The 13,279-nt window shown below is 38.0% G+C and carries 16 protein-coding genes and 1 tRNA gene; 7 read left to right on the top strand and 10 right to left on the bottom strand.

The genetic code is table 11. The annotated features are described in order from the left end of the window. Positions 1-770, bottom strand: a 770-nt coding sequence (locus KO464_03155; protein ID MCC7572367.1) for a nucleoside phosphorylase, incomplete at its 3' end; no start/stop codon positions are given. Positions 771-796: 26 nt separating this feature from the next. Between KO464_03155 and KO464_03150 the strand changes: the two genes are divergently transcribed. Then, on the top strand, positions 797-2,617 hold the full coding sequence (locus tag KO464_03150; GenBank protein ID MCC7572366.1) for an MBL fold metallo-hydrolase: 1,821 nt from the start codon (positions 797-799) through the stop codon (positions 2,615-2,617). Here KO464_03150 and KO464_03145 read toward each other — a convergent pair whose 3' ends face one another. The 3 genes from KO464_03145 to KO464_03135 are packed head-to-tail and all read right to left on the bottom strand — an operon-like array spanning position 2,618 to position 5,799. After that, the gene (locus KO464_03145; protein ID MCC7572365.1) at positions 2,618-4,036 is read right to left on the bottom strand and encodes an RtcB family protein; all 1,419 of its coding nucleotides are present in this window, start codon (positions 4,034-4,036) and stop codon (positions 2,618-2,620) included. It abuts the gene before it with no gap. Positions 4,037-4,060: 24 nt separating this feature from the next. After that, positions 4,061-5,095 carry an RNA 3'-terminal phosphate cyclase gene (locus KO464_03140; protein MCC7572364.1) on the bottom strand — a complete coding sequence of 345 codons (1,035 nt, stop codon included), beginning with the start codon at positions 5,093-5,095 and terminating at the stop codon, positions 4,061-4,063. A 32-nt stretch (positions 5,096-5,127) separates the two neighbouring features. Further along, positions 5,128-5,799, bottom strand: coding sequence for a LysE family translocator (locus KO464_03135; GenBank protein ID MCC7572363.1), 672 nt, complete (start codon positions 5,797-5,799; stop codon positions 5,128-5,130). 98 nt (positions 5,800-5,897) lie between these two features. On the opposite strand from KO464_03135, the gene KO464_03130 reads away from it, so the two are divergent. The 4 genes from KO464_03130 to KO464_03115 all read left to right on the top strand — a co-directional run bounded on the left by KO464_03130 (position 5,898) and on the right by KO464_03115 (position 8,579). Then, entirely contained in the window at positions 5,898-6,221 is a 324-nt protein-coding gene (locus KO464_03130) for a carboxymuconolactone decarboxylase family protein (GenBank protein ID MCC7572362.1), read from the top strand. Between the two features lie 8 nt (positions 6,222-6,229). After that, positions 6,230-6,517, top strand: coding sequence for a hypothetical protein (locus KO464_03125; GenBank protein MCC7572361.1), 288 nt, complete (start codon positions 6,230-6,232; stop codon positions 6,515-6,517). Positions 6,518-6,670: 153 nt separating this feature from the next. Then, a complete protein-coding gene (locus tag KO464_03120; protein ID MCC7572360.1) occupies positions 6,671-7,252 on the top strand; it encodes an immune inhibitor A in 582 nt (193 codons plus the stop codon). Between the two features lie 91 nt (positions 7,253-7,343). Next, positions 7,344-8,579: a ribulose-bisphosphate carboxylase large subunit gene (locus KO464_03115; GenBank protein MCC7572359.1), complete on the top strand. Its 1,236-nt coding sequence runs from the start codon at positions 7,344-7,346 to the stop codon at positions 8,577-8,579. On the opposite strand, the gene KO464_03110 is transcribed toward KO464_03115, so the two are convergent. The 3 genes from KO464_03110 to KO464_03100 form a co-directional block, all read right to left on the bottom strand. Further along, complete coding sequence (locus tag KO464_03110; protein MCC7572358.1) at positions 8,580-8,939, bottom strand: Hsp20/alpha crystallin family protein; 360 nt, start codon at positions 8,937-8,939, stop codon at positions 8,580-8,582. 5 nt (positions 8,940-8,944) lie between these two features. Beyond that, positions 8,945-9,691, bottom strand: a complete 747-nt coding sequence (locus KO464_03105) for a proteasome assembly chaperone family protein (protein MCC7572357.1) — start codon at positions 9,689-9,691, stop codon at positions 8,945-8,947. 63 nt (positions 9,692-9,754) lie between these two features. After that, complete coding sequence (locus tag KO464_03100) at positions 9,755-10,036, bottom strand: DUF4342 domain-containing protein (protein ID MCC7572356.1); 282 nt, start codon at positions 10,034-10,036, stop codon at positions 9,755-9,757. A 124-nt stretch (positions 10,037-10,160) separates the two neighbouring features. On the opposite strand from KO464_03100, the gene KO464_03095 reads away from it, so the two are divergent. Beyond that, positions 10,161-10,814: a hypothetical protein gene (locus KO464_03095; GenBank protein MCC7572355.1), complete on the top strand. Its 654-nt coding sequence runs from the start codon at positions 10,161-10,163 to the stop codon at positions 10,812-10,814. A gap of 17 nt (positions 10,815-10,831) precedes the next feature. Here KO464_03095 and KO464_03090 read toward each other — a convergent pair whose 3' ends face one another. The 3 genes from KO464_03090 to KO464_03080 form a co-directional block, all read right to left on the bottom strand. Beyond that, complete coding sequence (locus KO464_03090; GenBank protein MCC7572354.1) at positions 10,832-11,155, bottom strand: carboxymuconolactone decarboxylase family protein; 324 nt, start codon at positions 11,153-11,155, stop codon at positions 10,832-10,834. Between the two features lie 241 nt (positions 11,156-11,396). Next, positions 11,397-11,912 (bottom strand): PQQ-binding-like beta-propeller repeat protein, encoded by a 516-nt coding sequence (locus tag KO464_03085; GenBank protein MCC7572353.1) that lies wholly within the window; start codon positions 11,910-11,912, stop codon positions 11,397-11,399. A gap of 286 nt (positions 11,913-12,198) precedes the next feature. Then, positions 12,199-12,273: transfer RNA gene (locus KO464_03080), tRNA-Phe, on the bottom strand. 107 nt (positions 12,274-12,380) lie between these two features. On the opposite strand from KO464_03080, the gene KO464_03075 reads away from it, so the two are divergent. Continuing rightward, the gene (locus tag KO464_03075; GenBank protein MCC7572352.1) at positions 12,381-13,226 is read left to right on the top strand and encodes a DDE-type integrase/transposase/recombinase; all 846 of its coding nucleotides are present in this window, start codon (positions 12,381-12,383) and stop codon (positions 13,224-13,226) included. Positions 13,227-13,279 lie beyond the last annotated feature (53 nt).

The raw sequence follows: 13,279 nt of genomic DNA, 5'->3' as shown, positions 1-13,279 counted from the left end.
TTAATCTTATCCCAATCTGAGAGGATGTTTATCGACTCAAGCGTTGCTTTTGCTGCGTCTGCTTCTCCTTTGACCTCAAACTCCTGTGTCTTACGATTTCCAAATACGGCAAGTATTGCTCCCGCCCTAAGGCTAAAAAGACTTGAAAGTGTAAAAACTGTAGATGCCTCCATCTCCAAATTTAAGACTTTGGCTTTTTCAAGATCATCTATCAGATTGTTCATAAAAGACTGGTGGTAATCTTTAAAAGAGGGCCTCTCCTGCCCTCCATAAAATGTGTCTCTGCTGGCGCCAATCCCAACGTGATATTTATACTGCAATTTTTCACAGGCCTCTATCAGTGCAAGAGTCACTTCATAGGATGCAACTGCAGGGTAAAATGGATTGACGTAATCTTTTGTTGCACCATCATATCTGACTGAAGCTGTGTTTATGATTAAATCCCCACACTTTATTGTTTCTTCCAATGCCCCAGTGCTCCCTACCCTAATCAAAGTCTTTGCACCAATCCTTGCAAGTTCTTCTATTGCAATCGAAGTGGAAGGTGCGCCAATTCCTGTAGAAGTGACACTTATTCCAACACCTCTGTAATATCCCGAAATTGTAGTATACTCTCTGTTAGATGCAATTTGCTTAACATCCTCCATAAAGCTCCCGATCAAATTGACCCTGTTCGGATCTCCCGGCATGATGACATAAGGGAATATATCGCCATCCTTACATTTAATATGATACTGAAGTTCCATGTTAGTTAATAATTCATAAAACATTTAAAGGTTGTTACTTTTGAAAGCCCATGAAGCTTAGATGGTTAGGTGGTGCTGGCGAGGTTGGAAAATCTTGCGTTGAAGTTGATATTGATGGACGAATATTTATTTTGGATTGCGGAGTAAAGCTTTCTGGGGAAGGGATGTATCCTGATTTATCAGATGTTAACATATCCGCAATTGAAGCTGTTATTATCTCTCACGCACATCTTGACCATTCTGGATATGCGCCTCGTCTTTATTCTCTTGGATATAACGGCCCCATATACTTTACTAAGCCAACTATGGACCTGGCACTTTTAATCCAAAAAGATTTTATCAAAGTCCAAGAGCTTCAAGGAGAAAAGGTTCCTTATTACCAAGAAGATATACGAAAAGAGATCGCTAGAGCAGTAGCTCTTAACTATGAAGAAAAGGTCTACATAAATGAAGACATATCTCTTACTTTTTATGATGCTGGCCATATATTGGGTGCAGCTCAAATATGTCTTGACACGCCTTACGGAAGAATTGTTTATACAGGGGATATCGGCTCTGATGTTAGAACTTTAAATCCAGTTAAAAAAGGAATACCTGGAGTGGACTACCTAATACTAGAGTCAACTTATGGAATGAAAAGTGACGTGCATCCACCAATAGAACATAGAGAAAAGGACCTGATCCGAGTAATTAAAGAAACAAAAAAGAAGAAAGGAAATGTCTTGATACCTGTTTTTGCGATAGACAGAGCCCAAAATATAATGATGATTCTAAAAGAGGCAAAGGAAAGGGGAGAGATATCGCAGCCCATATACCTTGAGGGCATGCTTATCAAAGCAAATGACATCTACGACAACTACCCCGACTGGATGAATCAAAAGATGATAAATCTCTTCAGAAAAGAAAATCCTTTCAACAGCAAAATGTTTAGAGAGGTTTGGAACAGAAAGAAAATAATTCAGTCACCTGAGCCGATAATAGTCGTTACTACTGCGGGAATGATGTCTGGAGGTCCAGTTATCGATTATTTCAAATCATGGGCACCTGACGAAAAAAACACACTTTTATTAGTTGGTTACCAAGTTGAAGAAACTTTTGGCAGACAAATTTTAGATGGCTTAAGAGAATTTAAAGACGAGGATGGGAAACTAAGAAAGATTAATTCAAGGGTAGAATGGATTGAATTCTCCGCCCATGCTTCCCATCCAGATCTAATCGATTATGTGTCATCTTTTGAAGAACCACCAAAAAAAGTATTTTTAAATCATGGAGATCCTAAAAAACTAGAAGAGTTGTGGGAGGAACTCAGTAAGATTACAGAATGCGTGGTAGCAGATCTTGGAGTCTATTATACTTTAGAACAGATCGCTGAAGCTGAAGAGATATCAACTAAGAAGGTAACTTACGAAAAATTACCGCCGTTGGAATCTCCATTTGACTTAATCGTTACCACCCCTCAAGACAAGATTCTAAAGGATAGAACCATTAATCTCATAGAAAACACTCAGAATGAACTTCTTATCGCAGGATATCTTGATGATTCCATTGTTTCGTTTATTATAGATGTTGTGAAAAAAGGTGCAAAGGTCAAGGCAATATTCAGACACATCACAAGACCAGGCAATAAAAAAGCATTCAAAATCTTAAAGAAAAATGGCGCAGAGGTCAGAGTAAACAGGGAATGCCATGCTAGATTCTTAATCTCTGATGATAGAGAATCAATAATTTCTTCTTCGGACCTTACAAGAGACAGCTTCTATGACCACTTTGAAGCGGGGATAATAACTAACGACAAGACTATACTAAAGAAAACAAGGGATTTCTTTTACAAGATGTGGGACCAAAGTGTCGAGGGATACGCAAAGGATTAATTATCCTTTAGCTACCCCTATCGGCCTAAGTTTTGCAACTTTCTTTGCAAGCCCTGCTTTATCACATACGTCCACTACGTTATGAATATCTTTGTATACATCAGGAGCTTCTTCGGCAACGACCTTTGGAGAAGCGGCTTTGACATATATATTTTGCTTTTCAAGCATTTTGATTATGTCCTCGCCTCTAAATTTCTTAATCGCCGCACTTCTTGAAAGAACTCTTCCAGCTCCGTGACATGTTGACCCAAACGTTTGACTTGATGATTTTACCCCGACCATTATGTAAGACGCAGTTCCCATGTCGCCAGGGATTATAACTGGCTGCCCGAAGTCTTCATACTCTTTTGGCAGTTCATCTCTTCCCTTCCAGAATGCCCTTGTTGCACCTTTTCTATGGACGCAGTATTTCTTTCCGTTGTGCTTTTCAATCTTGGCTATATTATGGGCAACATCGTATAGTATTTCTAACCCTAAATCTTCTGGATCTTCATCAAAAACTTTACCTATGGATTCCCTTATCCAGTGAGTTATCATCTGCCTGTTTGCCCATGCAAAGTTAGCTCCTGAACTCATTGCCTTGAAATAATCTTCTCCTTCCTTTGACTGGATTGGCGCACATACAAGTTCTCTATCGGGGATTTTAATATTGTATTTTTTATGGGCGCCCTCCATTGTTTGGATATAGTCAGAACATATCTGATGGCCACATCCTCGTGATCCTGTATGCATCATAAAACAGATCTGTCCTTCTTTGAGTCCAAATCCAGCAGCAGTCTTCTCGTCATAAATCTCATCGATAACCTGCATTTCAAGGAAGTGATTTCCGCTACCAAGGCTCCCTAGCTGGGGCATCCCCCTCTTCTTTGCATTGCTACTGACTTTATTCGGGTCTCCATCCATGCTTCCTTCACTCTCAATACGCTTCAAGTCCTTTTTCCAGCCGTAGTCCTCATCAACTGCCCATTTTGCCCCCACCATCAGGACCTCATCTAAATTCTTAGAGGATAATTTTACCTTGCCCTGTGAACCAAGCCCGGAAGGAACGTTTTTGAATATTGAATCGATGATTTCTTTTCTTTTTCCAAAAACGTCATCATGTGTTAAGCTTGATTTTAGAAGTCTGACACCGCAGTTTATGTCATACCCCACCCCTCCAGGAGAGATAATTCCATTTTCATAATCCATTGCGGCAACGCCACCTATGGGAAATCCATACCCCTGGTGCCCATCTGGCATGACAAAAGAGTAGCCCTCGATTCCTGTAAGGCACGATATATTCTCTGCCTGCTTTAACGTAAGGTCTTCCTTCATTTTTACAATAAGCTTATCATCAGCATATATTCTGGCCGGTACTTTCATCTCACCTTTTTTCTCAATCTCATAAACAAATTCAGATACTTTCTTCAAGTCTCCCATTCTCTCACCTTAGTTTCTTAAAGTTCAATCTATATAAACATTTTCAAATCCAATGCCCTCTATTTCTAGCATATAATCTTCCCACAAAACTTTAATATCGTAAAATTTCTCCAAAATGGAAATATTTGTTTCAAGATGAGAAGTATTTTTAGTAAAAATTGAGGAACTCCCTTCTGCCAGAGCCATATATGGGACTATCTGGTCAGACATGTGACAATCAAATCCTTGATAATATTTCTCTAGAAATTGTTTTGCCCCTTCTTCACCCACCTCTTCGGCCCTTTTTCCTCTTGCGCCCAATGCCCCGTCTCCAATAATTGAATTCTTGTCTTTGGAGAAAAGGAATAGCCCTGATCCAATTCTTTGGCTAGAATCCTTTTCAACTTGAAGTTTGATATTGGGAGTAATTCCATCTCTATAGAGTATCCCTCTTGCAGATTTCTTTTGCCGTTCTGTCACATTTTCAGGAAGGTTTGTAGAATAAGAAACACCATCGATCTTTTCTAATTTTTGAAATTTATCAATTCTAATTGGTTTAAGTTTTTTAATTGGAAACGCTTCGATCTCAACATAGCCTCCGCCTTCTGGGTAGTAGCCCCTTATCACCTTCGTGATATTAATTCTGTATCCCATCCTCTCTAAAGTTGGCAATGAAACTTCCTTTAGGTAGTCTACCTGTGGGCTCCATGGGACGTCTGTACCTCCATAGACACCGACAATTGTTTTGTTTTCTAAAAAGGGTAAAATAACCATGAGAGATTGCAAGAGTAACGTAATGCTTCCTGCTGTTCCAATGTTAATTGTAATCTTTCTTTTAAATTCTTTTTTTGGGAAAAATTTAATTTCAGTTGAACTTATAGAGTTCCCTTCAACTTTTGAACCTGTCAAGGCTTCTAAAGCCGATATTGTTTTCAAATGCTGTGGTGCCAATCCTTCTCGTGGTCTATTTCTCCTTATGTTATAGACATGAACGGGAATATCAGTTAGAATAGAAAATGCAAGCGAAGTCCTTAGAATTTGACCGCCACCTTCCCCAAAACTGCCATCTATCTCAAGCATATACTATCTTTAAACTTTTTAATATAAAAATATTAGACATAGTGGCTTAAGTAAGGGAGGGCGCCATATAAGAAATACACCCCGAGAGATACCAAGAAAACACCACAAACAAAAAGGATTGCCTCGTAGACTTTAGCACTTATGAACTTTTTACCTTTTGAAATTGAAAAGGAAAGAAATGTATACCATGACAAGTCAGAAAACCAGTGGCCAATAAATAGTAAGAATACTCCCATAAATCCAATCGCAAGCCCCCTCATCACAAGACCATTTCCTACAGTAAACCACCAGATAAACATCGCTGGATTTAAAATTGTGAATATGAATCCAGTTTTCATCGGGAGCATATAATCCTTCTTGATTCTAATGCTATCTATTTGAATATCCTTCATGCTCTCTTCAGAAATCTTTTCAAATTTTTTCCTGCCTTTTATTATCTGGATTCCAAGATAAGCTAGACTCACGCCACCGATTAGACCTATCAACGCCCTTACGATGGGTATATTAATCACGTAAGATATACCAAGTGAGAGACCTATTATTATTGGGATTTCTACAAAAAGATGTCCAACGCATATCATTGGACCTGATAGTGACCCGTATTTCAACGTGTCCTTTATTGTAGCCATGAATAATGGGCCCGGTGCAATTGCCCCTGATAAACCGACCCCAAAACCTATAGAAAGAAGCAATAATCCCTCCATTGATGTCAAGATGGGAAAACTCGTTAAATGTCTTTTGATTGGTTATTCACAAATACTTATATTTATATAGAATAAAATGAATAAGTACTTGTGATAAAATGAAGTACGACGTGTTTTATGGAAAAGGGATGGGAAAGGTAAAGAAAGATTATCCAGAGATTTACGAAGTTATAAAAAATCTTAACGAAGTTGTATATACGGGGAAGGTCCTTGACTACAAAACGCAGAAGCTTATTGCGATTGGGATTACTGCAGGTAACTGCGATGAAACTGCCACAGAAAAACAGATGCGCTCAGCAATGAAGGAATTAAAGGTAACTCCGGAAGAGATAGCTGATGTTTTGAGGGTAGTTCTCTTATTATCGGGCCAGCCAGCCTTCATAAAAGGTATGAGAATACTTGATGAACTTACAAAAAAATAGGTATTGTTGTGATATCAGAAACTAATTTAAGAAAGCTTTCAGAGTTTTTAATGGCAGTCGGATTATTTGTGACTGTATTTGCATTCATGGGATTTAATATACTGCCTTATATGGGGATAGAATATGTACCAAGTCATCTTTTAGGATTGTTTCTGTTATTCTTCGGGATATTCCTACACCCAGAAATAATATTCAATCTTAAGAAACCTAAAATAATCGTTTTCTTGTGCATTTTGGTAGTGATCTACGCAGTATTAGTTTTAAGATTCTTCCAGTACATGTCACGATTAGTATAAAAATCTTAATATTGGTATCATTTTTAAATTTTAATTTGTTTTATTTATTATTATAAATAATAATCGAAAATACAAATATAGTTTAATAATTTAATAATAAATATAATATATTTGCAGAAAGGCTTATAAATTGGGCCCATGGTAGCTTATAACATGAAGGTGATTTCAGTGAAAAAGATTGGAATTGCTCTATTGTCAATGGCGGTTTTATCTTTGATTGTTGCTGTGCCTGTATTCAGCAATAATTATGTTTATAATTTTGAAAAGAGCTCGGCTGGATGGGAAGCAACAGGTATGTGGCATATCGTAGATGAAACGTCACAATACAGAAACGCTAACAGTGGAGTTTCAAGTTTTTGGTACGGGAATGACCTTACAGGAAACTATGATTCTGGAACTGCTAACAGCGGTAGACTTGTTTCACCCCCTATAAATCTAAAAGGTTCAACTAATGCAACTTTAACATTTTGGTACTGGTATCAAACTGAAAATATGGGCAAACTTTACGACCAAAGATTTATCCAGGTAAGGGAAGTTGGAAATGGGGACTGGGAAGACCTAGATCAGTTACACAGCGACCCAATGCAACTTTGGCTTCAAAAAAGCTATGATCTCTCAAGTTATAACGGAAAAGTTATCGAGATAGGCTTCTATTTTGACATGAGCGATGAATTAGCAAATGATTACCGTGGCTGGTACATTGACGATGTTGAAATTCAAGTTGAAAAAAACTGATTTTAATAAACTTTTCTTAATTTAATTTCTCTTTTATTATCAAATCACTTAAATTTAAATAATTCCTCTCTCAAATTAATAAGGTGATTAGATGGATTTTGTAAGAATTGGAGAGGATATTGACAAAGATTTCTATTTGATTGCAGATTTCTACATCGAAACAGATGACGTGATAAAAAATGCTGGAGAGCTTGCAAAGGAATCTTCCAACGGAACCTGGACGCCTCTTAAAACTTCAAAGGGATATGCCTCTAGTTTGTCGGCTTTTGTTTTTTATGCTAAAGAGCTCTATGAGATTGAGGACAATAAAGCGGCATACATCAAAGTTGCTTACCCAATAGAGTTGTTTGAAGATAATTCAGTTCCACAAATTCTATCTGATATTGCAGGGAACATTCTAGGTATGAAGATAATACCAAAGGCAAGACTAATTGATGTTGATATGCCTCAGAAATACATTAAAACTTTCAAAGGCCCAGAATATGGAATCGAGGGCGTAAGGAAATACATGAAGACAGATAAGACCAGAAGACCGCATATAGGCACCATAGTCAAGCCAAAAGTTGGGCTAAATCCAGAAGATACTGCCAGCCTCTCTTATGAATCGTGGTATGGGGGATGCGATTTTGTAAAGGACGATGAGAATCTCACAAATCAGAGATTTTGCCCTTTTGAAGATAGAGTCATAAAGGTTCTTGATGCCCTCGACAGAGCAGAAAGTGAAACTGGAGAAAAGAAACTCTATGCCCCAAATATAACGGGGGTAAACATGACAGAAAGAGCCCAGTTTGTAAAAGACCATGGTGGGGCTTGCATAATGGTTGACATCCTAGTTGCTGGATTTTCAAAAGTTCAAGAGATAAGGGATCAGGGATTTAAGATGATAATACATGGACACAGGGCCATGCATGCAGCTATAACACGAAACGAAAGGCAAGGCATTTCGATGCCAGTGTTGTCACTTCTTTCAAGGCTTGCAGGGATTGACCAGCTGCATGTAGGCAGTGTAGTTGGCAAGATGGAAGGTGAGATCGAAGAAGTGCTTAAAAATAAGGAGAAGATTGTATCTGACCTTTTTGGTTTGAATCCATGCTTTCCAGTAAATTCAGGCGGACTTCACCCGGGCCACATACCTGCCATAGTTCAGTTCATGGGAGATGACACAATAGTCCAGGCTGGGGGAGGGATACACGGACACCCCGATGGGACTATAAAAGGTGCAGCTGCCATGCGACAGGCTGTAGATGCCGTCATGGAAGGGATATCACTCCCGGAGTACGCAAAGACTCATGAAGAGCTTAGAAAAGCCTTAGAAAAATGGAAATGATTATTTTATTTCTATTTTATAATGTTTAACTTTTTTTGGTATTTCAATGGCTAGGATCCCTTTCTTATAAGTAGCGCGGACTTTTTCTGGGTCAGTAGAAAATGGAAGATTTATATCCCTCTTAAAGCAAAATCCTTTTGTTGTAGGTGCAAATATCCTAACGCAGTTTTCTTCAGATGTTACCTCTATTTTTTCCTTCTCAACGCAAGGCATATCCAAAGTTGCAATTAAGGCTTCATTTGTCTCGACAAACTCTGTTAGAGGTTCAATATTATTGCAACTGCAGTAGTTAATATGCCAATAATCTTCTTTAAATGAATGATTTGAATCTCTTGTGATAATATAGTACCTTCTTATCATGGTATCTACCTGTACATGGTCGGTACATCAACTTTACTTTCCCTCTGGATTGAAGCGTTTGTCTGCTCCATAAGTGCTCTATAGTTGACCTTTAGATCTTCAGCTTGTTCAATCAGCTGTTTAAAATCTACATTCAAGCCTGTCATTTTATTCAATATCTTAAGAATTGAAGCGGCGGCCCCTGGATCAGGATAACTTGGATAGCACTGCGCAAGTAAAACTGATGAATTTAGATTTAGTTCGATGGAATTCTTAAGAATTAATGCATAAAACCCAGAAACAAAACCTTCTTCAAGGATCTTAACTCCTGAATCCTCCATTTTTTTCAATATCTCTTCATTGTTTGATGTCCCAAAAACTTCCGGTTCATCGATATCAATTCGTTCTTGGAAAGGTGTTCCACTTATAGAGATTATAAGTTCTACGCCTTTTTCTTTATACCATTCAGTGAGTCTTTTAGATAGCATATATCCTGGGTTTGGGTCAATTGGGATTTCAGAGAGTATTGCAATTATATTGTCCTTTTGAAATATCCTTATAGGATTTAACACTTTTCTGGAATGGACTACCATTACGGGAGGGAAAAGGTCAGACTTGATGTAGCCAACATCTTCAAAATTCTGTTCTTGTATCAGATGACTTACGGCTATTGAACCAACGAGCCCCATATCTGGTACTCCTTCTAGAACTATTGGATTATCAACATCAATCTTCTTAGTTTCAATAATAATTATATCATCGGAAGGGTTCATTTTCTCACCTATCTGTATGAGTTTGACTAATTTAAATAATTTACTAGAAGAAAAATAAAAAAATTAATTTGGTTTTTCTACAACTATCTTGCATTTTACAACTAGAGCAGCTATGGCACCAAGTGCTGCGAGCCATGGTGCAATCAATGCGCCGACGAGACCAGCTGCAAGAGGGATATCTAGAAGCAATTTATCGTTTTCATCTTTGATAATAATCCTTGTTGCTATACCTTCATCTATGATCTTCTTTATTTCCTCTATCAAGTGGTCTGAATCAACGTAGAATTCCTCCCTCTTGGCCGTTGAATAGCCACACTCTGCGCAGTATTTTGCAGTGTCTTCTATCTCCTTACCACAATTTTTACAAATCATATTCTCTCCTTGTTATTAGATGGGCTCAACTTTAAAATCTTTACCGCTCTTTTTTCAATAAAAATTTAAATCAATCTAGAGAATTATAATCATAAAGGTGGATGTTTTAAATACTCTCAAGGATTATTTTCCCGATCTAATAGTATCTACTATTGAAATTAGAAATTTAGAAAACAAAAAAATTGATGAATCGCTAGAGAAGGAAAAGAGAAGGATAGAGACAGATATAAGGGATAATGCAAAAGATTACCTAGAGTCTGAAACTATAAAAAAATACAATCAATTCTTTAAAAAATTTGGGAAGAACTACCCGATTGAATACCAGATTAAATCGATAACTAGTGGCAAGAGCTTCCCTTCACAGTATACTGTTGTTGAGGCGATGTTTATGGCCGAGCTGAAGAATATGTATCTAACGGCTGGCCATGACCTTGATCGCATCAAGGGTGGCCTTAATACAAAGATAGCGAAAGGTAACGAAGAATATATGAATATCAGCGGGAAAGAGATGAAATTAAAGCCAGAAGACATTACTACCCAAGATGAATTTGGCATAATATCAAGTGTATTGTTTGGCCCGGATAGAAGGACAATGATCACAGAGAAAACTAGAACCTACCTTTTCTTTGCTTACTATCCATATGGGGAAGAAGATAGTAAGATAAGAGGTCACTTTGAGGATATCTTGAAATATATCAGGATATTTGATACAGGTTTTCAGAGCTCTGATGTTGAGATATTCCCATTATGAGAAAAGAGAAAATTTAATTATTGTTTTTCTATCTCATCTAAGATTCTCATCCCTTTGTTAAATGCTGGCATGCCTGAAGTTAAGAGGACGACCCTTAAGACATCAACTATCTCGTCCTTTGTTATATTAAATTCATTCATACCGGACATCATCTGTCTTTTTGTTGCGCTTTCATCTGCTCTTGCCGCTGTTATTCCAAGTGCAACTAATTTTTGAGTTCTATAGTCAAGTACTTTTCCTGTAAAAACTGCTTCGTCGAGCTTTACTATAGCCTCGAATATTTCAGGATATTCGTTTTTTATCTTGTTTACACCTTTTCCATAAAATACGCCATCTTTCATTATAACACCGATAATTAGAAGGAGAAGTAGAGATATAAAATGAACGATGTATCATATATCATAAATAGTCTGTGATATTTTGTGTTAATTTAAGAAACAAGTGATTAGATTTATCAAAATATGATTTATACTACTATTTTTTTATCAAACGATCCTTTAACATTCCATCCGGAAGAGATTATATGCAAAAATATGGCAAGTCTAATTGCAATGGAAAAAAATAGTGAAAAGAAAAAATAAATTAATTAACTTCGCATCCTTCGGCGCCTGGATGATTCTTGCATCTGTTCTCATTTAGTATCTTCAAGAATCTGTCTATTGGAAGTGATTTGTGAAGAGTTGGCACTGCCCTGTGTAGATTGAAGTTGTTTTGTCCGAATCTTGGCCAGTTCGAATTTGCATATGCCTTCATTGACTGCCGATAATCTGCAGTTGTCCATCCAGAACTACCTTCAATAGCGTAAAGGTAAGAATCACCGCTTCCGACATAGATAGTGCCGTCAGCACCGATTGCAGGCGATGAATAAATCACGCCACTTGTCGGGAATTTCCACTTCTGGGTGCCGTTGGGATTTACCGCGTAAAGGTAACAATCCCAGCTTCCGACATAGATAGTGCCGTCAGCACCGATTGCAGGCGATGAATCAATAGCATTACCTGTATTAAATCTCCACTTCTGGGTGCCGTCAGCGGCATAGACAGCCCCTGCGGACAGAATAAACATTCCTATTATCAAAATAGCTATTAATTTCTTCATAATATTCACCAGGGATAATCATTAATGGATAATGGTTTATTGTTTATAATTTTATCGAATTTTGCCTAACTTGGAATAGACTTTAGCCTATTGGATGGGATGTAAAGACAGGGCCAATTCGTTTAATTGGGGTCTGGCCCTAAAATTAAGGCCAACTTACTTTTCTTTCACTCTTCTCTCTTTGCTAATGCCACAGGTAAAAATTAATTCAATTCTGGCCCTAAAAATAGAGTTATTTCTAAGTTTTTGGATTAAGCGTATCGTAAATATGAGAAAAAGTTTAGAGTGCCGCGGGCCGGATTTGAACCAGCGGAATACCAGATCTTCAGTCTGGCGCCCTCCCAGGCTAGGCGACCGCGGCTTGCCTAATAAGAAGTGAATATTTTAGGGAATTTATAAACTTTTCCCATGCCTGTTTTTCTATGTCTTATCCCAAAATCATTTCCCGTGAGGAAATGTTATTGGGGTATGGCAAAGCTCAACGACAAAAAGATTGCCTTCATCCAAAAGATTACCCTTAGAAGGGTAAATCAAATTTACCTACACTACAAAAAGACCGGCTCAAGGCCAATTCTAAGGCCACCAGGCCGCCCAGAAGAGCCGCTTGAAGAAAAAGAGATAAAGAGGATAAGAGAGATACATTGTGAGTACAAAGTTGGAGCTTGCCTTATAGAAATAATGCTAAGGCTTGAGGGGATTAAAGTGTCTCATAACAAGATCCACAAGTGTTTGAGAGAAAACGGCCTCTCAAAAGAGGAGCCTAAGAAGAAAAAGCAGAGGTCTTACGTTAGGTATGAGCGGGAGCACAGCATGTCGCTATGGCATACGGACTGGAAAAAGCTCTCTGGCACCAATAAATGGCTCATAGCCTATGAGGATGACGCATCAAGGATGATTATGGCATGGAAAGTATTTGATAGCCCCACAACAGAAGCATCTTTGGAAGTTCTGTACAACGCTATAAGGATTTATGGAAAGCCTAAAGCTATTCTGACTGACCGTGGGACACAGTTCTATGCAAGTGCTAAGGACAAGAAAGCTCAAGGAGAGTGCAAGTTCCAGATAGCCCTAAGGGAGCTAGGGATAGAGCATATACTTTCAGGCGTAAGCCATCCCCAGACAAACGGCAAGATTGAAAGATTCTTTGGAACGCTTGAGCAGAAGCTAAAATACTTCAAATCAATAGAAGAGTTCATGAACTTCTACAACAAGAAGCGACCCCATATGAGCTTAAATCTTGACGTGCTTGAGACTCCAGAAATGGCATTTTACAGAAAGCTAGAATCTGGCAGTAATTTGCCAGATACTACCTAAAATAGGGGAGATTTTTTAATGAAAGGAAAAGGAAATAATTACAGGATAAGACA

The sequence above is a fragment of the Methanofastidiosum sp. genome (assembly GCA_020854815.1).
Classification (GTDB): Archaea; Methanobacteriota_B; Thermococci; order Methanofastidiosales; family Methanofastidiosaceae; genus Methanofastidiosum.
The sequence above is the reverse complement of the archived record's forward strand: the minus strand, read 5'-3'. Positions and strand labels throughout refer to the sequence as shown.

Bases quoted from the DNA above. Each gene is read 5' to 3' on its own strand.
- KO464_03115 (MCC7572359.1), top strand. From the start codon at position 7,344: ATGGATTTTGTAAGAATTGGAGAGGATATTGACAAAGATTTCTATTTG.
- KO464_03140 (MCC7572364.1), bottom strand. From the start codon at position 5,095: ATGCTTGAGATAGATGGCAGTTTTGGGGAAGGTGGCGGTCAAATTCTA.
- KO464_03090 (MCC7572354.1), bottom strand. From the start codon at position 11,155: ATGAAAGATGGCGTATTTTATGGAAAAGGTGTAAACAAGATAAAAAAC.
- KO464_03085 (MCC7572353.1), bottom strand. From the start codon at position 11,912: ATGAAGAAATTAATAGCTATTTTGATAATAGGAATGTTTATTCTGTCC.
- KO464_03135 (MCC7572363.1), bottom strand. From the start codon at position 5,799: ATGGAGGGATTATTGCTTCTTTCTATAGGTTTTGGGGTCGGTTTATCA.
- KO464_03110 (MCC7572358.1), bottom strand. From the start codon at position 8,939: ATGATAAGAAGGTACTATATTATCACAAGAGATTCAAATCATTCATTT.
- KO464_03150 (MCC7572366.1), top strand. From the start codon at position 797: ATGAAGCTTAGATGGTTAGGTGGTGCTGGCGAGGTTGGAAAATCTTGC.
- KO464_03120 (MCC7572360.1), top strand. From the start codon at position 6,671: ATGAAGGTGATTTCAGTGAAAAAGATTGGAATTGCTCTATTGTCAATG.
- KO464_03105 (MCC7572357.1), bottom strand. From the start codon at position 9,691: ATGAACCCTTCCGATGATATAATTATTATTGAAACTAAGAAGATTGAT.
- KO464_03075 (MCC7572352.1), top strand. From the start codon at position 12,381: ATGGCAAAGCTCAACGACAAAAAGATTGCCTTCATCCAAAAGATTACC.
- KO464_03145 (MCC7572365.1), bottom strand. From the start codon at position 4,036: ATGGGAGACTTGAAGAAAGTATCTGAATTTGTTTATGAGATTGAGAAA.
- KO464_03130 (MCC7572362.1), top strand. From the start codon at position 5,898: ATGAAGTACGACGTGTTTTATGGAAAAGGGATGGGAAAGGTAAAGAAA.